Source organism: Bradyrhizobium sp. AUGA SZCCT0222, assembly GCF_018130205.1.
Classification (GTDB): Bacteria; Pseudomonadota; Alphaproteobacteria; order Rhizobiales; family Xanthobacteraceae; genus Bradyrhizobium.
Genome location: NZ_JAFCLX010000029.1, coordinates 65,678 through 88,371, shown reverse-complemented (window position 1 = coordinate 88,371; position 22,694 = coordinate 65,678). Strand labels below are relative to the sequence as shown.

The following is a 22,694-nucleotide window of genomic DNA, read 5'->3' as shown; positions in this document are numbered from 1 at the left end:
AGCGCTAATCCCGTTTGAAACGATAATCGAAGCGATCGCCATCGGCCGTGATCAGTCCGACCGTCGGATTCGGGAAATGAACCGGCAGGATCAGCGTATCGGTGCCGGCGACGGAAGCAAAGAACGTGCGGCGCGACACCGCCGACTGTTTTGGGTCCCAGTCGACACCCGGCGACCAGTCGGGCTCGCGGCACTGGATCGCGTGGTGCATGAGATCGCCCGCCACCACAGCGCGCTGTCCCTTCGAGAAGATGTTGACGCAGCAATGGCAGGGAGAATGCCCCGGCGTCGGCGTCAGCGTGACGGTATCGTCCAGCGCGTAGTCGTCGTCGACCAGCAGCGCCTGCCCGGCCTCCACGATCGGCAGGCAGTTGTCGCGAAACACCTTGCCGGGCGGCTCGGCTCCCCTGGCGTATTCGGCTTCCCACACCGCGTATTCCTTTTTGTGGAATATGTACTTCGCATTCGGGAAAGTCGGCACCCACCGCCCGTCGCGCAGCGTGGTGTTCCAGCCGGTATGGTCGATGTGCAGATGGGTGCAGAACACGTAATCGACCTGCTCGAAGCCGACGCCGAGCGCGAACAGCTCGTTGCGCCAGCGCGCCTTGCCGGGGAAATCGAACGGCGGCGGATGCCCCTTGTCCTCGCCGGTGCAGGTGTCGACCAGGATGGTATGGCGCGGCGTGCGGACCACAAACGTCTGGTAGGTGATGAACATCTTGCCGGACGCCGCGTCGAAGAACTCCGGCTCCATATCAGCCAGATGCTGCTTGAAGACCGCGTCGTCATAGGCCGGGAAGAAATCCTGCGGCCGCCGCCACGGCCCCTCGCGCTCGATCACCGCGTCGATAGTGATGTCACCGATCCTGATCTGCCGCATAGTGTCCCCCGATTTTGCAAGAAGCGTATCGGGCAGGTCATGATGGTTCAAGCAGCCCGCGGCGCGTGCCCCATGTGCGTCCCGCGCATCAGCTCCGCAGGCCCGGCGCCTCGTGGCCGGTACGCGCGACGTACTCCGTATAGCCGCCGCCAAACTGGTGGATGCCCTCGGGCGTCAATTCCAGCACGCGGTTGGAAAGCGCCGCCAGGAAGTGACGATCATGCGAGACGAACAGCATGGTGCCCTCGAATTCGGAGAGCGCGTTGATCAGCATCTCCTTGGTCGCGAGATCCAGATGGTTGGTCGGCTCGTCCAGCACCAGAAAATTCGGCGGGTCGAACAGCATCTGCGCCATCACCAGACGCGCCTTCTCGCCGCCCGACAGCACCCGGCATTTTTTTTCGACATCGTCGCCGGAAAATCCGAAGCAGCCGGCCAGCGCGCGCAATGAGCCCTGGCCTGCCTGCGGGAAGCAATCTTCCAGCCACTGGAAGACGGTGCGTTCGCCGTCGAGCAAATCCATCGCGTGCTGTGCGAAATAACCCATCTTGACGCTGCCGCCGACCACGACGGTGCCGTCATCAGGCTCGGTCGAGCCCGCCACCAGTTTCAGCAACGTCGACTTGCCGGCGCCGTTGATGCCCATCACGCACCAACGCTCGCGGCGCCGGATCATGAAGTCGAGCCCTTCATAGATGCTGCGGCTGCCGTAACCCTTGTGGACGTTCTTCAGGCTGACGACGTCCTCGCCGGAACGCGGCGCCGGCAGGAAGTCGAACGCGACCGTCTGGCGCCGCTTCGGCGGCTCGACGCGCTCGATCTTGTCGAGCTTCTTCACGCGGCTCTGCACCTGGGCCGCGTGCGAGGCACGCGCCTTGAAGCGCTCGATGAACTTGATCTCCTTGGCCAGCATCGCCTGCTGGCGCTCGAACTGCGCCTGCTGCTGCTTCTCGTTCAGCGCACGCTGCTGTTCGTAGAATTCGTAGTTGCCGGAAAAGGTCGTCAGCGTGCCGCCGTCGATCTCGACCACCTTGTTGATGATGCGGTTGATGAATTCGCGGTCATGCGAGGTCATCAGCAGCGCGCCTTCATAGCCGCGCAAAAACTGCTCCAGCCAGATCAGGCTTTCCAGATCAAGATGGTTGCTCGGTTCGTCCAGCAGCATCACGTCCGGCCGCATCAGCAGGATGCGCGCCAGCGCCACGCGCATCTTCCAGCCGCCCGACAGCGCGCCGACGTCGCCATCCATCATTTCCTGGCTGAACCCGAGGCCCGAAAGCGCCTCGCGTGCCCGGCCGTCCAGCGCATAGCCGTCGAGTTCCTCAAAACGGTGCTGTACCTCGCCATAGCGGGCGATGATGTCTTCCATCTCATCCGCCTGGTCCGGATCGGCCATCGCGGCCTCGAGCGCCCTGAGTTCGGCCGCCACGACGCTGACGGGGCCGGCGCCGTCCATCACCTCGGCAACCGCGCTGCGGCCTGCCATCTCGCCGACATCCTGGCTGAAATAGCCGATGGTAATGCCGCGATCGAGCGACACCTGCCCCTCGTCGGGCAGTTCCTGGCCTGAGATCATCCGGAAAAGCGTGGTCTTTCCAGCCCCGTTCGGGCCGACAAGGCCGATCTTCTCGCCCTTTTGCAGGGCTGCCGAAGCTTCGATGAAGAGGATCTGGTGGCCGACTTGCTTACTGACGTTATCGAGACGGATCATTGTTGCCCAAACATGAAAATTGTTGGCCGCTCTTATTCCATGTGGGGCGCAGGGGAAAGCCTATTCCGGGGGCTAGGCATAGCGTTTTCGAGCGAAGCGGGCACCGGTTCGCGTCAAGAAAACGCGTCAAATAAAAAGATTATGCGGCCCGCATCAGCTTCAAGGTGGCGGCCAGCCGCAGGCTGCGCTTTCCCGCCAGCGCGATGGCTTCCAGTTCCGCGCCCTCGTCGGCGCAGGTGCCGGCAAAGCCGATGCCGACCTCATGGCCACCAAACACCAGATTTTCGCCCTTCGCCGGCGTGTGCTCCTGGTTGAGGATCTCGCCTTTCCAGCGGCCATCGGCCGAGCTGTAGGAGCCGAGGTAATAGAAGAACGCGTCGCCGCCGAGGATGCGACCATTCATCAGCAGCATGACGCCGGACAGGCCGGCATCGACGCCGTCGAGCGCGCGGATGTGAATGGAATAGAGCCCGTTCACGATGCCCCCTGGCCCGACTTCACCGACAGGCGGCAAGGCCTCGTCGTCGAGCCGGGTCAGATTGGCCCAGAACAGCGCGCCCGGCCGCTGCGCGGCGCTGCCCTCGAAGCGCAGCATGTTGCCGTTGACCCGGCCAATCACGCTGGCTGAGGCGACGTCGGTGTCCATCAGCGGCTTGTAATGGGGATCATGATTGTGACGCTGGGTGATGAGCTCGGCGAGGATCTCCTCGCCGCTCTCCTGATAGGTCCCCAGATGCGCGAAAGCGGAATTGCCGCCCAGCAGCTTGCCCTCATGCATGCACATGATGCTGCGACCGAACGCGTCGTTCACGCCGTACTCAGCCTTGTAAAGCCCGTCCAGCAAGGAAGATTTCCAGCTTTATTGAACCATCTCGCGGCGGCGGCATAGCACCGGCGGGGAAGCAGTACCAGCGGTCGTTTCAGCGCAGGTTTTGGGCGCTCCGTGTCATACCTCACGCAACCGGTGCCGGCGACGTGAACCGGCTGGCCACGGCAGCCGACCAATGGGCGATTTCCATTGCGGGTGATACCGATGAGCGAAGATGAAGAGACCATTGCCCGAACCATCGCCGAGGCCAGCGAGCTGCCGTTGAAGGACGCGGCCTATCTGCTGTGGCGGGAGTGCTCCAAGCTCGACTTGCTCGCGTGGCGCGCGATGCCGCCGAACGTGCGTGACGTGTTCCGGTCGCGGCCGTCGGGAGAAAATTCGATCGAGGTCAAATTCGAGCACGATCATCCCGAAGACGGTCTGACCTTCGACCGCTTGCAACTCACCCATCCCGGTATGGATGAAGCGGAAGTGAAGCAGGCCATCATTGCCGCGGTGAGATTCGACGATGCCTGTTTTGGTTACTTCGACAAGATCAAGGGCGAGTTCGGCGCACGTTACAAGCGCGCGGTCGAACTGGCGGCAAGAGATTATCCCGGATATCTGGAACTGACCTATCAGCGGGCGCGATACTACATCAGCTATTACATGAAGTAGTGGCGGCCTGAACGACGCGCCCCTCACCGCTCAGAAGCACAGATTGGTCACCACGTTGCCGCGCTTGTCCTTGATTGTGTAGGGACATCGCAGCCGCTCCAATGCCTTCTTGGCATCTTCATCGCCGAGTGCAGCGGCCCGCTCGTAGTAGGCTTTGGCGGCGTTGGAATCCTTGGCGCCGCCACGGCCTTGCTGTGCGAACGCGCCCATGCGCTCCAGCGCACCAGGATGATTTTGTGCCGCCGCCTTTTCAAACAACGCCCGCGCGGCAACATCGTCCTTGGCGCCGCCATCGCCTTCCGCCAGCATCATGCCGAGCTGATATTGCGCCTCCGCATTGGTCTCGGCGCCCTTCGACAGCAATTCGCGCGCCCGCGCCGGGTCGGCCGGCCCGCCCGCGCCGCCGCCAAGGGCCGCGAGATTGCTGATGCCACGCGGATTGCCGGCCTGGGCAGCGCGCTCGAACAGCTTGCGCGCCTGCGCTTCGTCCCGCGCAACGCCGGCTCCGGTTCCGTAGAGCACACCGAGTTCGACCATGGCCGAGGTCGAGCCTTTGTCGGCCGCCTTGCGCCAGGCCGCGACCGCCTCGGGTGTTTGCCGGTTGGCCGCGTAGGCGCGTCCGAGCTGGTACGTTGCCCGCCGCGATGAGTTCGCGGCGATCTTGCAGTATTTGATCGCGGTGGCGATATCGGAGGCCGCAATCTCAGACGTGCCCTTCACGTCGGCCGGCTTGTCGGGATCGGACGGATCGGCGGCGACACGGTCGCAGAGCACGAGATCGGCCGATTGCGCGCGCGCCAGAACGGGCAACACCAACACACCCATCGCAACCGCGACCCCGTGAAACAGCGTCCTCATGGGGCGACAGGTTGCGTCGACCGGCAGGCAAATTCAAGGCTCGCAAATTCAAGGCTCAAGCCCGCTCTCGCGCAGCACCGGCGCAACCTCGCGCGAGGCGAGAAACCGCAACAGCCGGTCCGCTTGAGCAGCCTTGCCGGAGGCCGCCACGCGGCCGGCGGAAAACACCGCGGGCGTTTGCAGCTCGCGAGGAATCGGGCCGATAACCTCGATACCCCCGACCTGCTTCAACTCGCTGATCTGCTGCACGGCCAGATCGGCCTCTCCGGTGACCAGCCGCTCGGCCGTGAAACCCGAGGGGATGATGCACGCTCTCGCATTGATCTCGGATGCAATACCCAAGCGCTCGATCAACTGCGCGAACAAAATGCCGCTGGCGCCGATCCGCGAATAGGCCACCGAACGGGCGGCAAGCAGCGCCGCGCGCAGCGCGGGCTCGGTTGCGATGTCGGGATGGGCAAAGCCCGCTTTCACCGCCAGGCCAACATAGGACCGCGCGAGATCCACGCAGCTATCCGCCACCACGCGCCCCTCGCGGGCCATGTCGTCGAGCCCCTCGCGGGTCAGGATAACGACATCGGCGCCCTCGCCGCCGCGCAAGCGGTCCAGCAGCGCCAATGTCGGCGCGAAGTCGGCATCGATGCGCACACCGCCGGCTGCCTCATAATGCCCAGCCAGATTGTGAACCGCGCCCTTCAGGGCCAGTGTCGAGAGCACGCGCACGGCATTGTCCATGGCGTTACGCCCGATGCATCAGCTTGAGCACGGCTGTCAGGCGGAGGCTACGCTTGCCCGCAAGCGCGGTGGCCTCCAGCAGCGCGCCCTGGTCGTCGCAGGAGCCGGCAAAGCCAATGCCGACCTCATGGCCGCCGAACACCGGGTTCTCGCCCCTTGCCGGCGTGTGCTCCTGATTGAGGATCTGGCCCTTCCAGCGGCCCTTCTCCGAGGTGTAGCTGCCGATGTAGTAGAACGACGCGTCGCCGCCGAGGATGCGGCCGTCATTGAGCAGCATCACGCCAGTCAGGCCGCCGTCGACGCCGTCGAGCATGCGGATGTGAATGGAATAGAGGCCATTGACGATACCATCCTGGCCGACGCCTCCGGCGATCGGGATCTCCTCCTCCCCGATCGGCGTCATGACTGAGCTGAATTTCGCACCCGGCAATTCCTTGAGGCCGCCTTCAAACCGGTAAAGATTGCCATCCGGCTTGCCCCGCGCCAGCAGGGTGGCGTCGTCGGTGCCGGCCATCGCGCGGTAATTCGGGTCGGGATTATGGCGAACGGTCTTGATCTCGATGGCAAGCTCGCCATCGGCTTCTTCCCGGTAGGTGCCGATATGAGCAAAGGCGGAATTGCCGCCGAGCATCTTGCCGGCGCGCACATACATCACGCTGCGGCCGACCGCGTCGTTGAGCTGAAACCGGATCTTGTAGAAACCCTCGAGCAATGGCCGTGTCCCCGGCAAGCGCATCCGCTATCTAGCGCGGTTCATAACGCAGGGGAACGGCTTGAATCGGGCAAAGGGCTTGAATCGATTCATTTGAGGCAACGTCATCGCAATGCAATGACCCGCCAAAGCGGGCACGCTTTGGCGGGTCAGGGTTGCAATCCGGACGCCCCCGTCCGGGTCTGCGGCGTGGTTCAGGCCGCGGCCGACTTGGCAGCCGTCGGAACTTCGGCGATCGTCTTCAGGATCTGCGAAGCGATGGCGTAGGGGTCGCCTTGCGAGTTCGGGCGGCGGTCTTCGAGATAGCCCTTGTAGTCGTTCTTCATGAACGAGTGCGGCACGCGGATCGAGGCGCCGCGGTCAGCCACGCCGTAGCTGAACTTGTTCCAGGGAGCGGTCTCGTGCTTGCCGGTCAGACGCTTGTCGTTATCAGGCCCGTAGACGGCAATGTGGTCCATGAGGTTCTTCTCAAAGGCCGCCATCAGCGCCTCGAAATAGGCCTTGCCGCCGGTCTCGCGCATAAGTTTGGTCGAGAAGTTGGCGTGCATGCCCGAGCCGTTCCAGTCGGTGTCGCCGAGCGGCTTGCAGTGATACTCGATGTCGATGCCGTAAGTTTCAGTCAGGCGCTGCAACAGGTAGCGAGCCATCCACATTTCGTCGGCGGCCTTTTTGGAGCCCTTGCCGAAGATCTGGAATTCCCACTGGCCTTTCGCCACTTCGGCGTTGATGCCCTCATGGTTGATGCCGGCGGCAAGACAGAGCTCGAGATGCTTCTCGACGATCTCACGCGCGACCGAACCGACATTGCTGTAGCCGACGCCGGTGTAATACGGACCCTGCGGCGCAGGATAACCCGAGGTCGGGAACCCGAGCGGCCGGCCGTCCTTGTACATGAAGTATTCCTGCTCGAAGCCGAACCACGCGCCTTCGTCGTCAAGAATGGTGGCGCGCCGGTTGGTCGCGTGCGGGGTGACGCCATCCGGCATCATGACTTCGCACATCACCAGGACGCCGTCCTTGCGCGCGCCGTCGGGATAAACCGCAACCGGCTTGAGCACGCAATCCGAGCTTCTGCCTTCGGCCTGCATGGTCGATGAGCCATCGAAGCCCCACAGCGGGAGCTGCTCGAGCGTCGGGAACGAAGCGAATTCCTTGATCTGTGTTTTGCCGCGCAGATTCGGTGTCGGCGTATACCCGTCGAGCCAGATATACTCGAGCTTGTACTTGGTCATTGAGCCTCTCTTGAGTTTAATGCTGCTAGGTGCGGAAGCCTCGGACTTTGGAGGTTAGAAGCCCTGCAGTCCCCCGCACACGTGTACCCGGCCACGTCAGGCCGCTTCTTACCAAGCAATTAAAGTGCCAATCGCTGCAGCGCGGCACCGGACGGCGTTGGGATGTCCACCCTCGTGCGTGCATTTTTTGATGCGACATAGAAGCGCGCCTGACATGCGCAGCGGGCGGACAAAAGGCGCTTTCGAGCCCGTCTGACGCCCGATTCTACGGCAGTTTCGGCCCGCAGCTCCCGACCCGATTAAAGCTGCAGCAGCCTTTTGGGCCATTCGGCGGGAGGTTCGGTCGCGGCCGGCAACCATCTCCCCGGCTCAAGCGTTAGTCACCTGCCCATTGCCTCACACGAAGCAAAACAGGAAATGCCCATAAAATGCACACCAGCTGACTTTTTTTGAGCAATTTGCATTCCGGGAGGGCGCGAACGATATCGCAGTCTCGGTAACTAACGGAGAACGAGTCGGGCGCACCATGGTGGTTCGCGCGATCCAGGAGAGACCAGGATGATCAATACAGGTGTGAATGAGGGATCTGCCAAGATCTATCAATTCCCAGCCGGGGGCCGGTCGGCCCTGGCGGGACGTCGCTATGGCGAGACCAAGCCCGACTTTGCCGCGCCGGCGGTCGATGTCGCGGACTGCAGCGGCAGCTGGTACCACGCAGCGGCCATCGAGGAAACCAAGCCTGGGCGTGACCACTGATGCCAGCCCAATGTTCGGTAAATCCGCGTCAAAGAGTTCAGGCGCGGTCGGTGAAGTAGAAAAGGGTCGGAACGAAATCGTTTCGGCCCTTTTTCATGCAAACCTTGTTTTTACGTCAGTTCGCATGCCGTTACCGGCCGTTTGGCGTGCTTGAGCGTGGTGAGCCCGGCCTTTGTGACTTTCAGGGTAATCCCGCGGCCCGAATAGCGCGCCCCCGACAACGCCACACCCTTTTTCAGCGTCACCGCCTTGCCATCAAGCTGCAGATGGGCGCGTGAATCGTACCGAAAAAACCCGGCGATGAATTGCGTGCCGTCGGCGCAACGATAGTTTTTGAAGGTCGCCTGTGCCAACGCGGCCGTCGAGCCGCCCGCTCCCAAAAACATCGTTCCCAGAAGCAACGCCTTGGCGAAACCAGCGATCTTTCGATTATTCATATTCTCCTCCTGACGGCCCGAGTATAGACCAGAGGGCAAGACGCGACACACCCCGGCTCGATCGCCACACAAGAATTGCATCTCCAAGAATTCTATCAAGAATTCCGTAAGGCAGCCCCGATGTCAGATTCCCCTGCCCGTCATCTCAATCTTGCTGGCGCCAGCAATTTCCGCGACCTCGGCGGTTATCTCACCCGGGACGGCCGCACGGTACGCTGGCGGCAGATGTTCCGGTCCAACCACCTCGGCCACCTCACCGATGATGACGCTGCGGTCTTGCGTTCGCTCGGCGTCAGGCGCGCGTTCGATTTTCGAGGCACGACGGAGCGCGCCGAGGCGGTGTGCGGCCTGGCCGATATCACCGTGCATTCGCTGCCGGTCGAGCCAACGGTGGTCGCCGCACTTCGTGCCATCGCCGCCAGCGGTACGGCGCTGTCGACTGACCACGCCGTCGAGGTGATGCGCGATTCCTACCGCAGCTATGTGCAACAGAACACGCCGCGCTTCCGGGCGCTGTTTGCGCATCTGCTGGAGGACCGCGCGCCACTGGTGATCCATTGCACCGCCGGCAAGGATCGCACCGGCTTCGCCTGTGCGCTGATCCTGCATACGCTTGGCGTTCCCGACGAGGTGATTGCGGAAGATTATCTGTTGACCAACCAGTTCTACCGCAGGGATCCCACTGCCAGCAGCGACCTGCCTGATCACGTCAAGCAGGTGCTGGGTTCGGTGCAGCCCGCGTTCCTCAGCGCTGCGTTCGAAGCCATTGACGCCGACTATGGCAGTCTCGAAGCTTATTTCCGCGACGGCATCGGTCTTGGCGAAAAGGAGCGCGCGGCGCTCGCGGCGCGCTATCTGCAATCCTGACAGTTTTTATTTTGACGCGTTTTCTTCACGCGAACCGGGGCCCACTTCGCTCAAAAACGCTCTGCTCGTGTTTCACCCGCCGCATCGAAACGATCCACGCGGCCGACCTTTGGCGCGAGTGTGTCTCGCGATCGCTCAGGCCGCGGCTTCCATTTCCATTTCAGCATCGAGATCGGCGATGACGTCCTCGAACGCCTGGATCGCCTGCTGGATCGCCGCAATCTGCATCAGCTCCCAGTCCTTGATCGGACCGTTGCGGTTTTGCAGCGCGACCACCAAGTCCCGCCGCTGCTCCTTAAGCTGAACAAGCGGTAAACCGTGATCGGGTAGAGATCCCATCGTGATGCCCCTGCCAGGATTGGACTCCCCTTGTAGGGAACGGAACCTGCAATCGACTTGCGCAACTCAGGCAAATTTTAGCTATCGGCCTTGATCCGTATTCTTACGTAGTACCCGCCGCCTTCACGGCCCGCTCGATCGCATCGCTCAGGGCTTCTGCCAAGCAACCGGTCGCCCACTCACTGACGTGAAGATGATTGTCGGCACCGTCTTCCAGGGCACTGATCGGGATATTGTCATCGACCCAGCGTCGCATCAGGGCGAAGCGTTGAAAGACGTTGACCTTCGCGATCTCAGCGGCTGCGGCGATGAACGCCACCATTTCTTCCGATGCCTTGAGCTTGTCGGTCATCGCCCTGGTGTATTGCAGGTCCATCAGGATCACATCCGCCGACAAGTCGGCGAGTTGCCTTAATCCGCTGTCGATGGCTCTGGCGACCTCCCTGCGATCCATGTCATGAAAGATTGCGTTGGTACCCACCTGCCAGATTACCAGAGCTGGCGCCTCATCGAACACGTCGGATCGAAACCGCTCTAACTCTTTCGGCGCCTCCTCGCCGCTGATACCGCAGTTGAGCACATCGATCGTTCGCCGCGCAAGTTTCTGCCGCAACAGCATTTCCAGACGAGGCGGATAAGGTGCGACCGGCGCAACGCCCGCCGTCGAAGACGATCCGATCGCCACGATTTTGATCTTTTCCGGACGCTGCAGCGCCGCCGTCAGGTGCGGCAATTTGTATTTGAAGTTGGCGACGTCCGGATCGCCGGCACGTGACACGTCGTTCATTTCATCACCCTCAGCGGGAATATCTTGTTTGACACCCGCATTTGGATGCGAAATTCGCCGCATTGCAAATGAAAAACTGCCGGCGCTAGTGTGTGCTCCCTTTTATCGGCCCGTGGAGGCCCATTATGGATGGAAAAGTCATTGTCGTGACCGGCGCCCTCGGCGCGCTCGGCAGCATCGTCGTTGACCAGGCGCTGGCGGCCGGCGCCAGGGTCGCAAGCGTAGACCACGCGCCGACGCAGGTACCGGCGACATCAAACCAGTTCGAACTCGGCGGTGTCGACCTGACCGATGCGGCGGCGGCGAAGAAGGCGATCGACGCCGCGGTGTCGCACTTCGGCAAGCTCGACGCGCTGATCAACATCGCCGGCGGTTTTGCGTTCGAGACGGTCATCGAGGGCGATCCGAAGACGTGGCAGCGCATGTACGCGCTCAACGTCACGACCGCGCTCAACGCCTCGCGTGCGGCGATCCCGTATCTGACCGCGTCCGGTGCCGGACGGATCGTCAATGTCGGCGCGCTTGGCGCGCTGCAGGCGAGCGCCGGCATGGGTGCCTATGCCGCGTCCAAGGCCGGCGTGCATCGCCTCACCGAAGCGCTCGCCGCCGAATACAAGGGCAGGATCACGGTGAACGCCGTGCTGCCGTCGATCATCGACACCGCGGCCAATCGCGCCAGCATGCCGAAAGCCGATTTCAGCAAATGGGTAAGACCAACGGAACTGGCCGACGTGATCCTGTTCCTCGCCAGCGACGCCGCCTCCGCCGTCACCGGCGCGCTGCTGCCGGTAAGCGGGCGGGTTTAAGTCAGGTCAGTCGGGTTTCCGCGCCTTTTCGCTGTGCCTTTCGCGTGCCACCGCCGCGGCCGGAGCCGTCGTGCGCGGTGTGAATCTCGACCTTGTAAAGTCCCTTGAGCATGACCGCTCCGGCTGCAGCCGGTCCTTGTTGTTTTTCTGAAGCCAGACGGTGGAGATGTCGCCGTGCGCGTTCAGTCCGGGATCAACATCCGCAGCATCGACTTGAAGCGGATGCTCTGCTTGCCGGCGAGCGCGATACCGTCGCTCTCGGCGGTGTCGTCTGTATAGGTTCCGGTAAATCCGATGGTGACGATCTTGCGTTCCCAGACCGGCCGCTCGCCATAGGTCGGCGAATGTTCCTGGTTGGTCAGTTCGCCTTTCCACTTGCCTTTCGCTGCCGTGTAGGTGCCGTAGGCATAGAAGAACGAGTCGCCACCCCGCAACTGGCCATCACGCACGACCATAACGCCCTGGTTGCCGCCGTGGACGCTGTCCAGCATTTCCACGGTGATGTGATAGAGGCCGTTCCTGATCATGGATTGGATCGCGCCCGTTTGCCTGTCCCGCCGGCCAAGATAGCCACCTACGCGCGATTTGGCCAAATCCGGGCTAAACTCGTGACACTGAGTCGCGGCCGCTTCTGCCGCCGGAGCCTGTCGTTGGAAACCGCGCTTTATCTGCCCGTCAAACGCTTCCTTGAAAAGCTCGGCTTCACGGTCAAGGGCGAGATCGGCGGCTGTGACCTGGTGGCGCTGAGCGGCGACGATCCGCCGGTCGTGGTGATCGGGGAATTGAAGCTCACATTCAATCTCGAACTGATCCTGCAGGCGGTCGATCGCGCCGGCGCCTGTGACGAGGTGTGGCTCGCGGCCAAATTGTCGGCACGCGGCAAGGGCCGCGAAAGTGACGCCCGCTATCGCAACCTCTGTCGTCGGCTCGGCTTTGGCATGCTCGCGGTCACCAACACCGGCGATGTCGAGGTGATCGTCAAACCCGCCACGACAGCCCCTCGCCGCAATCCCAAGAAACGCTCGCGGCTGATCAGGGAGCATGAGCGACGCAAGGGCGATCCGGCGATGGGTGGCTCTACGCGCGCGCCGATCATGACGGCCTACCGCCAGCAGGCGCTGGCCTGTGCTGCGGCACTTTCAGGTGGCCCGCGGCGCGTGAAGGATTTGCGGATCGAGATGCCGGACGCCGGCAAGATATTGCTGCACAATGTCTATGGCTGGTTCGATCGCGCCGAGCGCGGCATTTACGTCCTGACCGATGCCGGACAGGCCGCGCTGAAACGCTGGCCGCAACGACCGCTGGATCTGACCGCCGCCGAATAGTCCCGACAAGGACGGTGAAACCGGGAGGACAACATGATCGTGGTTACCGGCAGTGTGACGGCGCGCCAGGACAGTTTCGACGAGGTCCGCCGCCTGAGCCTCGAGCACGTCCATCGTTCGCGCAGCGAACCCGGGTGCATCTCGCACGCCGTGCATGTCGATTGCGAAAACCCGCTGCGGCTGGTGTTTTTCGAGCAATGGGCCGACCGCGCGGCGCTGATTAACCATTTCGCGGTCCCCGCTTCGCGCGATTTCGTCAAGTCGCTGCAGTCGCTGGCCGCGGCCGCCACGTCCATCGAACTGTACGACGCTACCAGACTGGAGAAATTGTAGGTGCATGGCTGTAATGCCACGCCAAATTCATATTGCAATGCAACATAAGGGCACTTAGGTATCTCCGCATCAGATGCGAGGCCCCGATGAGCGAAGACTGGAACACGAAATACGGCACCCGGCGCGTACGGCGCGATCCGCCGACGCTGGAAGAAGCGATCTTCGCCGCCGTCGGCATTACCGACGATCAGCAGCAGCAGGCGGAAATCGCCGCAGCGCTGATGGGGCTGCCGTACGAAGAAGTGCTGGCTGAGGTGAAGAAGACCGGCCGCGCCGTTGCGCGATCCGCCACCCGCGTCATCACGGGCGAGCAAGGCGCCCAGCGCTCGGTTGTGGTCGAACGCAAGGTGATCAGGCGCTTCGGTAACGACAAGCGCACCGGTACCTGAAAGGCCCCCGGGCAATTCGCGCGATCCAGGAGATCCGCGAATTGCCGCTAAAGCGTTTTTCAAGCGAAGTGGGCACCGGTTCGCGTCAAAAAAACGCGTCAAATCAAAAAATACAGAGCCCCGTTCCGACGCAAGCGGAACGGGGCTCTGTCGATGGGCCTTCCGGTCAGGCCGTCCGGCCCCAGCCGGACATTCTCAGCATCATGGCCCAATAAGCACGATTGAAGTTCGTAATCGCCCGTGCGGCCTCGAGCGTCGTCGCCATTGCGGACGGCGCCCCTTCCGGCTGGTTCTGCTTGGCCAGATCGATGCTGCCGGTGGATTCGCCGTAGCGGAACGTCAGGTGTGCGCCAAACTTGTTGGCGAGCGCCCGCATCGCTTCATTCTGCGCGCCGGTGGTGATCCGCAGGCTTTTATATCCTTTGGCCCGCGCTTCCGCGATCAGCTTCCTGAACAGGATGCTGCCGACGCCCTTGCGCCGTACCGAACTCTCCACGCTGAAGGCGATCTCCGGCAGTGCGTCAGGCGATTGCTCCGGCGGATGCAATTCGGCGGCACCGCGCACCACGCCATCCTCGAAATAGCCAATGATGACAGTGCCGTCGTTGGCGCATTTTTCGGCGTAGCGTTCGATGAAGCTGTCGTCCATGAAGCCATGAAAGCGATCATGGCGGCTGGTGCGGTCGAGCCGCAAAAGGTGATCGCGCAGAAGCGGCAATTCCTCTTGCTGGCTTAGAATCCGAACGGCGCCCTTGGCGCGGCTCGGAGCGGTAGTCTGGTAGTTCATAGTCATAACTCCTCGTGGTGGCCCTCGAGGAGGCGTCGAATCCCTAGACCACCTATATTGTGCATCGCAATATGAAGTTCAACCCCTTCAAATGCCTAATAAAAAGCCATTCCCTGCTTAACAATTCGGTAACCAAATCGACTGCCAGTCGCGGCGCTCGGCAAGCTATTTGCACGCACTGGATTTGAGCCGGGCTTTGGCCCACACTTATCCCGGTTCCCGGAGGTCCCATCGTGGCTGTCGTGCTCGACACGAGTTCTTCAGTTCCGGATCGACGCCTTGCGGTCTGGCAGGACATCGTCTGCGATACCTTTGTCGGTCTCGATTGCCACTCCGATATGCGGGAGGGGTTTTGGGGCGCGGTATCGCAATCCGCGGTCGGCCGCGCGACGTTTACCCGCGTCGATTCCTGCGCCCAGCGGGTGTTCCGCACGCCATCCCGGATCGCACGCGCCAGCGAGGATTACGTGCTGCTGGCGCTGGGCAACCGCGGCGTCAACGGCGTGTATCAGGACGGCCGCGATGCCGTCGTCTGCGCGGGACAGTTCGTCATTTACGACACCACCCGCCCCTACGAGCTGCGCTTCGATGACAGTTTTTCACAAACGATCCTGCAGATGCCGCGAAAACTTCTGCAGCAACGCATCGGCGCCTTCGACGCGCTGACCGCGACCACCTTCTGCAGCAGTCGGCCCCTGGAAGGCCTGGCCTACGAGTTTCTGGTTAGCACCAGCAAGGTCGTCGACCACGTCGATCCCGCCACAGCATCCCGCCTCTTGGATCAGGGACTGGATCTCATTGCCATGGCCTTCGCCGATCGGATGCATGCGCGTTCGTCGGATCAGTCGTTTCACCGCTCTGCGCTGCTTTATCGGCTCAAGAATTACATCCTGACGCACCTGAGCGATCCCGACCTGTCGATCTCGCAGGTTGCCGCGGCCACCGGAATCTCGCCGCGCTATGCCAGCGATCTGATGGCCGACGAGCAGCACTCGTTCCGCGGCTACGTCCAGATGCAGCGCCTGGAGCGGTGCAAGCGCGATCTGTCGGACCCGGCGCATGCGGCCCGGCACATCAGCGACATCGCATTCGCGTGGGGCTTCAACGACCTCGCCCATTTCAGCCGGATCTTCAAGCAGAGGTACGGTGCCTCGCCGCGCGAATGGCGAGACCACCCGACGCAATAAATTCTCCTCCGATCGCTCTGGCCTCCCGCGGCGGCAACGCCCGCCTGCGGACGCGCCGGGTTCTCCGCCGTCACGGCTGACAATTGCAAGTTAAAACAAGTTTTCGTTCTGCCACGGACAAGCGCCGCAGCCAGGGGCGGCGGTAGGCTTTCGACCCAATGATTGCCTTTCTTCCCAACGCAGAAGGATGATTTCAATGGGTCTCGTGCACCAGAAGTACAAGGTAGCGGTGGTTCAGGCTGCGCCGGTCTTTCTCGATCTCGATGCGACTGTGGACAAGACGATCGCGCTGATCGAACAGGCCGCCGCCCAAGGCGCCAAACTGATCGCGTTTCCCGAAACCTTCATACCCGGATATCCATGGCAGATCTGGCTCGGCGCCCCCGCCTGGGCGATCGGCCGCGGTTTTGTGCAGCGCTATTTCGACAACTCGCTGGCCTATGACAGCCCGCAGGCCGAAAAAATTCGCAACGCCGTGAAGCGTGCCAAGCTGACCGCGGTCCTCGGCCTGTCCGAACGGGCCGGCGGCAGCCTCTACATCGCACAATGGCTGATCGGGCCCGACGGCGAGACCATCGCCAGGCGCCGCAAGCTGCGGCCGACCCATGCCGAACGCACCGTGTTCGGCGAAGGCGACGGCAGCGACCTTGCCGTGCATGATCGCGCCGATGTGGGGCGGCTCGGGGCCTTGTGCTGCTGGGAACATCTGCAGCCGCTGTCGAAATACGCGATGTACGCCCAGAACGAGCAGGTTCATGTCGGCGCCTGGCCGAGCTTCTCGCTGTACGACCCGTTCGCGCATGCCCTCGGCCATGAGGTCAACAACGCCGCGAGCAAGATCTACGCGGTCGAGGGCTCATGCTTCGTCCTCGCTCCCTGCGCCGTGGTCTCGCAGGCCATGATCGACGAGCTCTGCGACTCCCCCGAGAAGCACGCGTTCCTGCATGCCGGTGGGGGACACGCGGTGATCTACGGTCCGGACGGCAGTTCGCTCGCCGAAAAACTGCCGCCCGATCAGGAAGGCATTCTGTATGCCGATATCGATCTCGGCATGATCGGCGTGGCGAAGAACGCAGCCGATCCCGCGGGACATTATTCCCGGCCCGATGTCACGCGGCTGTTGCTCAACACCTCCCGCGCCAACCGCGTCGAGCATTTTACCTTACCGGTCGATGCCGAGGTCATGAGCGAGATCAGGCTTCAGGCCTGAGAGCTTCAGAAGGTTCTGCCAGCTGACGAGGAGCGAGCCCATGGAATCCGCGATCCCGGACCATCTGCGAAGCGCGCGCACACGCCACCGTCGCGTCCCGGACGACTACGCACCGCCCTACCCATCGTTCGTCGCGCGCCACAAGCCCGCCGTGGTGCGGGTGGTGATGGCCTATTTCGGTGTCCAGACCCGTGGCGAGCCGTCAGAAGCCGCCGAGCAAGCGCTGGCGTGGATCGTCGCCGCTTTCGGGCAGAATGGCGGCCCAACGCATTGGGACCGGGCGCGCTATATTGACGAAGCCGGTTTCACCAATGTCGTCACGGTGGCCTATTGGGACGATCGCGCCAGGTTCGACCGCTGGTTCCCGGCGGCGCGCGAGGGCTGGACCGGCGAGCGGCGAAACGGTGCGGGCACGTTCATCGAGGTGCTGCATCCCAGCGTGGAAGGCTACGAGACCCTGTTCTCGTCCCTCGAAAGACCCGAAGGCGTCGCGGTTCTCGCCGACGGCATGAGCGGCGAGATTCAGGAGCACGCCTATTGGGGCGGCATGCGTGATCGCATTCCCAAATCCCAGACCAGCGAGATGGCGCCATCAGGAAACATCACCGCTGTCCGTGATGGCGCCCGCATCAGGGTCATCCCGTCAGACAATGTCTGCCTGATCCGGTCGGGCCAGGATTGGGGCGATACCGAAGCCTCCGAACGCAAAATGTACCTGGAGGATGTCGAGCCGGTGTTGCGGGAAGGCATGGACTTCCTGCGCGATGACGGCCGCTCGATCGGCTGTTACGCCAACCGCTATATGACCGTCGTCGCGCCCGACGGCACACGCACCGAAAAATCCTACGGCATGAGCTGGTGGAAGAGCCTCGCCGCCCTCGAGCGATGGGCGGAATCGCATCCGACCCATGTCCGGATTTTCGGCGCGGCGATGAAATATCTGTCGACCTTGGGTCCTGCCGCGAAGCTGCGGCTCTATCACGAGGTCACGGTGGCGCGGGCCGACGAAGCCTTTTTTGAATATCTGGATTGTCACCCGCGTACCGGAATGCTGAACGCCGTGCCGGCGGACAACACTTAAAGCAAGATGGCTTTGGGTTGAATCCCACGGACGTCATCCTGAGGCGCGAGCGAAGCGAGCCTCGAAGGATGGACCACGGGCGCATCTCATCCTTCGAGGCGCGCAAGGGCGCGCACCTCAGGATGACGCGATAGGCTACGACTTGGCGTCGTGCGCCGGCCTACAGCACCATCTGGGTCTGGGTGACGATCGCGACCAGCTTGCCATCCTCGGTCTCGAGCCGGGTCTGCCAGACCTGGGTGCGTCGTCCCCGGTGCACCGGGGTCGCAGTCGCAATCACCGTGCTGCCTTCCTTGGCGCCGCCAATGAAATTGGTCTTGCTCTCGATCGTGGTGGTGCCCTTGGCATCCTCAGGCAGATTGATGACGGTCGCGGCTGCGCCAACCGAATCCGCAAATGCCATCACTGCGCCACCGTGAATCGTATTCCGCAGCGTGCAGAGCTCCGGCCGCACCAGCATCCTGGCGACCACGCGGTCCTTCTCGGCCTCGACAAACGTCACGCCCTTCAATTCCGCAAACGGCATCTTCATGGATTGAATTTTTTCCAGCAGCGTCATGATTCCTCCCGTTTTGTTCCGCTTGTCATACGCGGGCTTGACCCGCGTATCCATCATCTTCCAAACAGATATTTCTGAAATGATGGATTGCCGGGTCAAGCCCGGCAATGACGTCTGTGGTAATTGCAAGCATGCGCCAGTTCCCGCCCCACCGGATCGTCTGCCTCACCGAAGAGACCGTGGAGACGCTGTATTTGCTCAACGAGCAGGACCGCATCGTCGGCGTCTCCGGCTATGCGGTGCGGCCGCCGCAGGTGCGCCGCGAGAAACCGCGGGTATCGGCCTTCATCTCGGCGGACATTCCGAAGATCCTGGCGCTGCAGCCGGATCTGGTGCTCGCCTTCTCCGACCTGCAGGCCGACATCGTCGCCGACCTCGTGCGATCAGGCGTCGCCATCCATGTCTTCAACCAGCGCGACGTCGCGGGGATACTCGCGATGATCCGTACGCTGGGTGCGCTGGTCGGCGCCGCGCATCGCGCCGATCAGCTCGCGACCAGCTTTGAACGGCGCCTTTCCAGCATCGCAGCGATACCCCGTCCCTCACCCAAACCAAAAGTCTATTTCGAGGAGTGGGACGATCCCATCATCAGTGGCATCGGCTGGGTGTCCGAACTGATCGAGATTGCCGGCGGCGAAGACGTGCTGCCAAAGCTGCGGTTTCAGCAGGCCGCCAAGGACCGCATCATTTCATCAGACACGGTGCGCGAGACCGCGCCCGACGTGATCCTGGCCTCATGGTGCGGCAAGAAAGTCGTGCCCGAGCGGATCAGGCAACGGCCGGGCTGGAGCGATATCCCGGCGGTGCGCAACAACCGCATCGTCGAGATCAAATCGCCGCTGATCCTGCAGCCGGGCCCCGCCGCGCTGACGGACGGGCTGGATGCGATCGTGAACGCGCTCTGGCCACAGCAACGCTGACAGCCGACATTGAACCGGCGCGGTCACTTCTGAAACAAACGGTCTCAGGATCATCGTGTTGAACGTGACGGATAGAGGGTTGTGCAAGCATGTGGCTACTATCGACAGCGAAGCGACATCTTGCTTTCGGTCTGGCTCTGGCCGGCGGCCTCTTCGCAGGCCTCGCGAACGCTGCCGATCCGATCACGCCACCGGGAAGCCGCATCAGTCTCGCGCCGCCGAAAGGCTTTGTCGTCGCCACCACATTCACCGGCTTTCAGGATCAGGTGCACCATGCTTCGATCTTGTTGGCGGAGTTCCCTCCCGTCGCGTTCACCCAGTTCCGCACCGGTCTCACAGCGGAAGCGATGGCCAAGCGCGGCATGCGCCTGCTGTCGACGGAGACGATCGACTGGGTGCCTTACGAGCAGATCACCGTGCGTGCGGAGCAGCGCGCAGGCAATCAGGTTTTTGACAAATGGCTCATGGTCATCAACGGCCCCGACATGACCGGAATGTTGACCGTCTCGATCGCAAAGCCCGCGCCAAAGCAGCTGTCGGATGCCGTGATCCGCGCCGCGCTTGCCAGCGTCCGGATCAATGCGACGGCCTCGGCCGATCCGATCGCTGCACTACCGTTCTCGATCGAGCCGACAGCGCGCTTTGCGTATCGCAAGCCGCTGGCCGGCAGGGGACTGCTGCTGAAGGAAACGCCGCCTCCGCCGGAGGGGAAGCTGGAGGATGTCGGCTTCATCGTCAGTCTCGCCACCGAAGCCGCCATTGCGCCCTCTGATCAGCAGCGCTTCGGAGAGCAGCAATTTCTCAACTCGAGAACCATCACCGACCAGAAAATCCTGAGCACCAGACCGCTCACGACGTCGACCATGGCTGGCTTCGAATATCTTGGAGAGGGCAAAGGCGCTGGTGGCCGCCCGCTCCGCTACCTCGTCGTTGCCCTCTATCCGTCGGGACGCCCCTTTGTCCTGCTGGGCATGGCGCCGCCAGAGCGATTTGACGAGGCCTTGCCGGAATTTCGAGCGATGGTCGAAAGCTTCAAAGCAAAGCCGTAAGCACAGCTACACCTTCTCCACCCCGCACCGACTCACTCCTCCGTCATTGCGAGCGCAGCGAAGCAATCCATCTCGCCTCGTAAAGAAAGGAAGAGTGGATTGCTTCGCTGCGCTCGCAATGACGCGGAGAGAATTACACCTTCTCCACCCCGCACCATTCCGCGATGAACAGCGCGGTGGCCTTGGTCGATTTGCGCAGCGAATCCAGATCGACATATTCATTGAAGCCGTGGATCGCCGCGCCGCTGGCGCCGAAGCACAGGCTCGGGATGTTGTAGTTCAGGCCGTAGAACCGGGTATCGGTCAGGGCCGTGAAGACGAGGTCCTCGACCTTGCCGCCATAGACGGCGCCAAACGCCTTGCCGAAGGCCGCTTCCGGTGCGGCGGAGTCCTTCAGCTCGTAGCCTTCCGACAGGAAGCCCGACCATTGCACCTCGGGCGGATTGTTGGAGAGGAAGCGGTGGTCGCGCGAGGCGGCGGAGACGCAAGCCAGAATCTCCTTCTGGCAATCGGCGATCGACCAGCCCGGCAGCACGGCGATGCGGCAATCGACATCGCACCACGCCGGCACGCTGGAGGCCCAGTCGCCACCCTTGATGATGCCGGGGTTGAAGTTGATCGGATGCGTCAGCGTCTTGAAATGCGGATCGGCCTTGGCGCGCTCGTTCCATTCGGCCTCGAGCTTGCCGATCGCATGAACCAGATGATAGGCCGCCATGATCGCATTCGAGCCGGAGCCCGCGTAAGCCACATGCACGGGAATGCCGCGCACCCTCAACCGAAACCAGATCACGCCGACCTGCGAGCGCACCATCTTGCCGCCCGTCGGCTCCGGAATGAAGCACGCGTCGGCACGGTAGCCGCGCTGCAGGGTCGAGAGCGCGCCGACGCCGGTGCTCTCCTCCTCGATCACCGACTGAAAGTGAATCCGCGCGGTCGGCCGCAGGCCGGCGGCCTTGATCGCATCCAGCGCATAGAGCGCGCCGATGGTGCCCGATTTCATGTCGCAGGCGCCGCGGCCATACATCTTGCCGTCCTTGATCACCGGCGAGAACGGCGGCGTCTCCCACATGTCGAGCGGGCCGGCCGGCACCACGTCGCAGTGCCCCTGCAGGATCAGCGATTTGCCGCCATTGGTCGGCGGACGGTAGGTGCCGACCACGGTGCGCGCCTTGGAGAAATCATGCTCGATCGGCCCGAAGCCGCGCAGATCCTTCAGATCCTCGACGTCGATATGCCAGTCGTCGACCTCGTAGCCCCGCGCGCGCAGGAGATCGCCGATCATGTCCTGGCACGGCCCCTCGGCGCCGCGGGTCGAGGGGATCGCGACAAAGTCGCGGGTCGTCGCAAGCTGCGCATCAAAGCCGGCATCGACGGCGTCGAGAATCCTTTGTTGCGTATCGGTGGTCATGCGGCGGCTCCAATCGAAGATTGCAGGTCACGAGAACGAGCCACCCTAGCCCGATCTCAGCCGCCGGGGTAATGCAGAAGATGGGCCTCCCGCAAGGCATCATCGAGCAGACGACCTTCCGAATAGACGCCCAGCGATTCCGGGCGCTCGACACCGTCGAGAAGCCGCGGGCAAGGTTCCGGCGCGCCGATCACGGTCCGCACCGGAATGCGCTCGGCGTAAACCGGCAACGCATAGTCCTCGTCATCGTCGGCAACACCCTTGGTGCGAACCTTGGCCGATGCCTGCTCGATCTCCATCGCGATGACGGCACTCGCCTTGATTTCCTGCTTGGTGCTCTGTCGCAGGCTCGCGGTACGATCGGGAAAGAACCGGTCGACCATCGCGACCAGCGCACGCGCCTTCTCCTCCGGATCGGTGACGATGTAGGCGGTGCCGAAGGCCATCACGGCGCGGTAGTCCGCCGAATGGTTGAAGCCGCACCTTGCCAGCACCAGGCTGTCGAGGTGCGCGACCGTCAGACAGACCTTCTGCCCGTCCGACTGGTTCTCCAGCATGCGGCTGGCGCTGCTGCCGTGCCAGTACAGCCTGCTTCCTTCCCGCCAGAAGAACGTCGGCGTGCAATAGGGCTGGCCGTCGATCACGTAGGAAACGTGACACAGCATCGAAGCGTCGAGCAGGCTGTGGACCGTTGCGTGATCGTAACGGCCGCGCTCATGCATGCGCTTCACCCGGTTGCGCCGCGACACGGCATACGAGTCGGTGGTTACGCTTTCGGTCACGGCAGCTCCTGCAAGGGTTGGTCAGGGATTGGTCACGATTAGAATAGTTGTACCG

The 22,694-nt window shown here is 62.6% G+C and carries 27 protein-coding genes; 12 read left to right on the top strand and 15 right to left on the bottom strand.

Annotated features, from left to right (window positions below):
- Positions 1 to 4: 4 nt before the first annotated feature.
- From JQ629_RS23880 to JQ629_RS23870, 3 genes are all read right to left on the bottom strand, one after another.
- Positions 5 to 880: an MBL fold metallo-hydrolase gene (locus JQ629_RS23880; RefSeq protein ID WP_212414727.1), complete on the bottom strand. Its 876-nt coding sequence runs from the start codon at positions 878 to 880 to the stop codon at positions 5 to 7.
- A gap of 88 nt (positions 881 to 968) precedes the next feature.
- Positions 969 to 2,591 (bottom strand): ABC-F family ATP-binding cassette domain-containing protein, encoded by a 1,623-nt coding sequence (locus JQ629_RS23875; protein ID WP_192733335.1) that lies wholly within the window; start codon positions 2,589 to 2,591, stop codon positions 969 to 971.
- A gap of 139 nt (positions 2,592 to 2,730) precedes the next feature.
- A complete protein-coding gene (locus JQ629_RS23870) occupies positions 2,731 to 3,435 on the bottom strand; it encodes a hypothetical protein (RefSeq protein ID WP_212262206.1) in 705 nt (234 codons plus the stop codon).
- Positions 3,436 to 3,624: 189 nt separating this feature from the next.
- Between JQ629_RS23870 and JQ629_RS23865 the strand changes: the two genes are divergently transcribed.
- Positions 3,625 to 4,077 carry a hypothetical protein gene (locus tag JQ629_RS23865; protein ID WP_212414726.1) on the top strand — a complete coding sequence of 151 codons (453 nt, stop codon included), beginning with the start codon at positions 3,625 to 3,627 and terminating at the stop codon, positions 4,075 to 4,077.
- 30 nt (positions 4,078 to 4,107) lie between these two features.
- On the opposite strand, the gene JQ629_RS23860 is transcribed toward JQ629_RS23865, so the two are convergent.
- The 4 genes from JQ629_RS23860 to JQ629_RS23845 form a co-directional block, all read right to left on the bottom strand.
- Positions 4,108 to 4,935: a tetratricopeptide repeat protein gene (locus JQ629_RS23860; RefSeq protein ID WP_212414725.1), complete on the bottom strand. Its 828-nt coding sequence runs from the start codon at positions 4,933 to 4,935 to the stop codon at positions 4,108 to 4,110.
- Positions 4,936 to 4,983: 48 nt separating this feature from the next.
- On the bottom strand, positions 4,984 to 5,670 hold the full coding sequence (locus JQ629_RS23855; protein WP_212392019.1) for a substrate-binding domain-containing protein: 687 nt from the start codon (positions 5,668 to 5,670) through the stop codon (positions 4,984 to 4,986).
- 4 nt (positions 5,671 to 5,674) lie between these two features.
- The gene (locus tag JQ629_RS23850) at positions 5,675 to 6,382 is read right to left on the bottom strand and encodes a GrlR family regulatory protein (protein WP_212414724.1); all 708 of its coding nucleotides are present in this window, start codon (positions 6,380 to 6,382) and stop codon (positions 5,675 to 5,677) included.
- A gap of 194 nt (positions 6,383 to 6,576) precedes the next feature.
- Positions 6,577 to 7,614 carry a glutamine synthetase beta-grasp domain-containing protein gene (locus JQ629_RS23845; protein ID WP_212262217.1) on the bottom strand — a complete coding sequence of 346 codons (1,038 nt, stop codon included), beginning with the start codon at positions 7,612 to 7,614 and terminating at the stop codon, positions 6,577 to 6,579.
- Between the two features lie 558 nt (positions 7,615 to 8,172).
- On the opposite strand from JQ629_RS23845, the gene JQ629_RS23840 reads away from it, so the two are divergent.
- A complete protein-coding gene (locus JQ629_RS23840) occupies positions 8,173 to 8,370 on the top strand; it encodes a DUF2735 domain-containing protein (protein ID WP_212414723.1) in 198 nt (65 codons plus the stop codon).
- Between the two features lie 110 nt (positions 8,371 to 8,480).
- Here the strand turns inward: JQ629_RS23840 and JQ629_RS23835 are convergent, their stop codons facing one another.
- Entirely contained in the window at positions 8,481 to 8,807 is a 327-nt protein-coding gene (locus tag JQ629_RS23835; RefSeq protein ID WP_249135236.1) for an MliC family protein, read from the bottom strand.
- Between the two features lie 120 nt (positions 8,808 to 8,927).
- Here JQ629_RS23835 and JQ629_RS23830 point away from each other — a divergent pair, with 120 nt between their 5' ends.
- Positions 8,928 to 9,674, top strand: coding sequence for a tyrosine-protein phosphatase (locus JQ629_RS23830; protein ID WP_212414722.1), 747 nt, complete (start codon positions 8,928 to 8,930; stop codon positions 9,672 to 9,674).
- Between the two features lie 135 nt (positions 9,675 to 9,809).
- On the opposite strand, the gene JQ629_RS23825 is transcribed toward JQ629_RS23830, so the two are convergent.
- Positions 9,810 to 9,950: a hypothetical protein gene (locus tag JQ629_RS23825; RefSeq protein ID WP_249135235.1), complete on the bottom strand. Its 141-nt coding sequence runs from the start codon at positions 9,948 to 9,950 to the stop codon at positions 9,810 to 9,812.
- A gap of 166 nt (positions 9,951 to 10,116) precedes the next feature.
- Positions 10,117 to 10,800 carry an SGNH/GDSL hydrolase family protein gene (locus JQ629_RS23820; RefSeq protein ID WP_212414721.1) on the bottom strand — a complete coding sequence of 228 codons (684 nt, stop codon included), beginning with the start codon at positions 10,798 to 10,800 and terminating at the stop codon, positions 10,117 to 10,119.
- A 125-nt stretch (positions 10,801 to 10,925) separates the two neighbouring features.
- Here JQ629_RS23820 and fabG point away from each other — a divergent pair, with 125 nt between their 5' ends.
- On the top strand, positions 10,926 to 11,606 hold the full coding sequence (gene fabG, locus JQ629_RS23815; protein WP_212414720.1) for a 3-oxoacyl-ACP reductase FabG: 681 nt from the start codon (positions 10,926 to 10,928) through the stop codon (positions 11,604 to 11,606).
- 182 nt (positions 11,607 to 11,788) lie between these two features.
- Here fabG and JQ629_RS23810 read toward each other — a convergent pair whose 3' ends face one another.
- The gene (locus JQ629_RS23810) at positions 11,789 to 12,133 is read right to left on the bottom strand and encodes a GrlR family regulatory protein (protein WP_212414719.1); all 345 of its coding nucleotides are present in this window, start codon (positions 12,131 to 12,133) and stop codon (positions 11,789 to 11,791) included.
- A 123-nt stretch (positions 12,134 to 12,256) separates the two neighbouring features.
- Here JQ629_RS23810 and JQ629_RS23805 point away from each other — a divergent pair, with 123 nt between their 5' ends.
- From JQ629_RS23805 to JQ629_RS23795, 3 genes are all read left to right on the top strand, one after another.
- Positions 12,257 to 12,931 carry a DUF2161 domain-containing phosphodiesterase gene (locus JQ629_RS23805; RefSeq protein ID WP_212414739.1) on the top strand — a complete coding sequence of 225 codons (675 nt, stop codon included), beginning with the start codon at positions 12,257 to 12,259 and terminating at the stop codon, positions 12,929 to 12,931.
- A 33-nt stretch (positions 12,932 to 12,964) separates the two neighbouring features.
- Entirely contained in the window at positions 12,965 to 13,264 is a 300-nt protein-coding gene (locus JQ629_RS23800; protein ID WP_212414718.1) for a putative quinol monooxygenase, read from the top strand.
- Positions 13,265 to 13,350: 86 nt separating this feature from the next.
- Positions 13,351 to 13,653 carry a hypothetical protein gene (locus JQ629_RS23795; RefSeq protein ID WP_212392024.1) on the top strand — a complete coding sequence of 101 codons (303 nt, stop codon included), beginning with the start codon at positions 13,351 to 13,353 and terminating at the stop codon, positions 13,651 to 13,653.
- A 166-nt stretch (positions 13,654 to 13,819) separates the two neighbouring features.
- On the opposite strand, the gene JQ629_RS23790 is transcribed toward JQ629_RS23795, so the two are convergent.
- Positions 13,820 to 14,440, bottom strand: a complete 621-nt coding sequence (locus tag JQ629_RS23790; protein WP_212262249.1) for a GNAT family N-acetyltransferase — start codon at positions 14,438 to 14,440, stop codon at positions 13,820 to 13,822.
- Positions 14,441 to 14,673: 233 nt separating this feature from the next.
- Here JQ629_RS23790 and JQ629_RS23785 point away from each other — a divergent pair, with 233 nt between their 5' ends.
- The 3 genes from JQ629_RS23785 (at position 14,674) to JQ629_RS23775 (ending at position 17,918) form a co-directional block, all read left to right on the top strand.
- The gene (locus JQ629_RS23785) at positions 14,674 to 15,627 is read left to right on the top strand and encodes an AraC-like ligand-binding domain-containing protein (RefSeq protein ID WP_349631316.1); all 954 of its coding nucleotides are present in this window, start codon (positions 14,674 to 14,676) and stop codon (positions 15,625 to 15,627) included.
- Between the two features lie 196 nt (positions 15,628 to 15,823).
- Complete coding sequence (locus tag JQ629_RS23780) at positions 15,824 to 16,837, top strand: carbon-nitrogen hydrolase family protein (protein WP_212414717.1); 1,014 nt, start codon at positions 15,824 to 15,826, stop codon at positions 16,835 to 16,837.
- Positions 16,838 to 16,877: 40 nt separating this feature from the next.
- Complete coding sequence (locus tag JQ629_RS23775; RefSeq protein ID WP_212414716.1) at positions 16,878 to 17,918, top strand: phenylacetaldoxime dehydratase family protein; 1,041 nt, start codon at positions 16,878 to 16,880, stop codon at positions 17,916 to 17,918.
- 160 nt (positions 17,919 to 18,078) lie between these two features.
- Here JQ629_RS23775 and JQ629_RS23770 read toward each other — a convergent pair whose 3' ends face one another.
- On the bottom strand, positions 18,079 to 18,477 hold the full coding sequence (locus JQ629_RS23770) for a PaaI family thioesterase (RefSeq protein WP_212414715.1): 399 nt from the start codon (positions 18,475 to 18,477) through the stop codon (positions 18,079 to 18,081).
- 131 nt (positions 18,478 to 18,608) lie between these two features.
- Here JQ629_RS23770 and JQ629_RS23765 point away from each other — a divergent pair, with 131 nt between their 5' ends.
- Together JQ629_RS23765 and JQ629_RS23760 are read left to right on the top strand one after the other, a co-directional pair.
- Positions 18,609 to 19,397 carry a cobalamin-binding protein gene (locus JQ629_RS23765; RefSeq protein ID WP_212414714.1) on the top strand — a complete coding sequence of 263 codons (789 nt, stop codon included), beginning with the start codon at positions 18,609 to 18,611 and terminating at the stop codon, positions 19,395 to 19,397.
- An 89-nt stretch (positions 19,398 to 19,486) separates the two neighbouring features.
- Positions 19,487 to 20,446, top strand: a complete 960-nt coding sequence (locus tag JQ629_RS23760; protein WP_212414713.1) for a hypothetical protein — start codon at positions 19,487 to 19,489, stop codon at positions 20,444 to 20,446.
- Between the two features lie 133 nt (positions 20,447 to 20,579).
- Here the strand turns inward: JQ629_RS23760 and JQ629_RS23755 are convergent, their stop codons facing one another.
- Both JQ629_RS23755 and JQ629_RS23750 read right to left on the bottom strand, forming a co-directional pair.
- Entirely contained in the window at positions 20,580 to 21,857 is a 1,278-nt protein-coding gene (locus JQ629_RS23755) for an ArgE/DapE family deacylase (protein ID WP_212414712.1), read from the bottom strand.
- Positions 21,858 to 21,913: 56 nt separating this feature from the next.
- On the bottom strand, positions 21,914 to 22,639 hold the full coding sequence (locus tag JQ629_RS23750; protein ID WP_212414711.1) for a pyridoxamine 5'-phosphate oxidase family protein: 726 nt from the start codon (positions 22,637 to 22,639) through the stop codon (positions 21,914 to 21,916).
- Between the last annotated feature and the right edge of the window lie 55 nt (positions 22,640 to 22,694).

Excerpts from the sequence above, each read along its gene's own strand:
- JQ629_RS23880 (WP_212414727.1), bottom strand. The coding sequence starts at position 880 with ATGCGGCAGATCAGGATCGGTGACATCACTATCGACGCGGTGATCGAG.
- JQ629_RS23875 (WP_192733335.1), bottom strand. The coding sequence starts at position 2,591 with ATGATCCGTCTCGATAACGTCAGTAAGCAAGTCGGCCACCAGATCCTC.
- JQ629_RS23865 (WP_212414726.1), top strand. The coding sequence starts at position 3,625 with ATGAGCGAAGATGAAGAGACCATTGCCCGAACCATCGCCGAGGCCAGC.
- JQ629_RS23860 (WP_212414725.1), bottom strand. The coding sequence starts at position 4,935 with ATGAGGACGCTGTTTCACGGGGTCGCGGTTGCGATGGGTGTGTTGGTG.
- JQ629_RS23855 (WP_212392019.1), bottom strand. The coding sequence starts at position 5,670 with ATGGACAATGCCGTGCGCGTGCTCTCGACACTGGCCCTGAAGGGCGCG.
- JQ629_RS23845 (WP_212262217.1), bottom strand. The coding sequence starts at position 7,614 with ATGACCAAGTACAAGCTCGAGTATATCTGGCTCGACGGGTATACGCCG.
- JQ629_RS23840 (WP_212414723.1), top strand. The coding sequence starts at position 8,173 with ATGATCAATACAGGTGTGAATGAGGGATCTGCCAAGATCTATCAATTC.
- JQ629_RS23835 (WP_249135236.1), bottom strand. The coding sequence starts at position 8,807 with ATGAATAATCGAAAGATCGCTGGTTTCGCCAAGGCGTTGCTTCTGGGA.
- JQ629_RS23830 (WP_212414722.1), top strand. The coding sequence starts at position 8,928 with ATGTCAGATTCCCCTGCCCGTCATCTCAATCTTGCTGGCGCCAGCAAT.
- JQ629_RS23820 (WP_212414721.1), bottom strand. The coding sequence starts at position 10,800 with ATGAACGACGTGTCACGTGCCGGCGATCCGGACGTCGCCAACTTCAAA.
- fabG (WP_212414720.1), top strand. The coding sequence starts at position 10,926 with ATGGATGGAAAAGTCATTGTCGTGACCGGCGCCCTCGGCGCGCTCGGC.
- JQ629_RS23810 (WP_212414719.1), bottom strand. The coding sequence starts at position 12,133 with ATGATCAGGAACGGCCTCTATCACATCACCGTGGAAATGCTGGACAGC.
- JQ629_RS23800 (WP_212414718.1), top strand. The coding sequence starts at position 12,965 with ATGATCGTGGTTACCGGCAGTGTGACGGCGCGCCAGGACAGTTTCGAC.
- JQ629_RS23795 (WP_212392024.1), top strand. The coding sequence starts at position 13,351 with ATGAGCGAAGACTGGAACACGAAATACGGCACCCGGCGCGTACGGCGC.
- JQ629_RS23790 (WP_212262249.1), bottom strand. The coding sequence starts at position 14,440 with ATGAACTACCAGACTACCGCTCCGAGCCGCGCCAAGGGCGCCGTTCGG.
- JQ629_RS23780 (WP_212414717.1), top strand. The coding sequence starts at position 15,824 with ATGGGTCTCGTGCACCAGAAGTACAAGGTAGCGGTGGTTCAGGCTGCG.
- JQ629_RS23775 (WP_212414716.1), top strand. The coding sequence starts at position 16,878 with ATGGAATCCGCGATCCCGGACCATCTGCGAAGCGCGCGCACACGCCAC.
- JQ629_RS23770 (WP_212414715.1), bottom strand. The coding sequence starts at position 18,477 with ATGACGCTGCTGGAAAAAATTCAATCCATGAAGATGCCGTTTGCGGAA.
- JQ629_RS23765 (WP_212414714.1), top strand. The coding sequence starts at position 18,609 with ATGCGCCAGTTCCCGCCCCACCGGATCGTCTGCCTCACCGAAGAGACC.
- JQ629_RS23760 (WP_212414713.1), top strand. The coding sequence starts at position 19,487 with ATGTGGCTACTATCGACAGCGAAGCGACATCTTGCTTTCGGTCTGGCT.
- JQ629_RS23755 (WP_212414712.1), bottom strand. The coding sequence starts at position 21,857 with ATGACCACCGATACGCAACAAAGGATTCTCGACGCCGTCGATGCCGGC.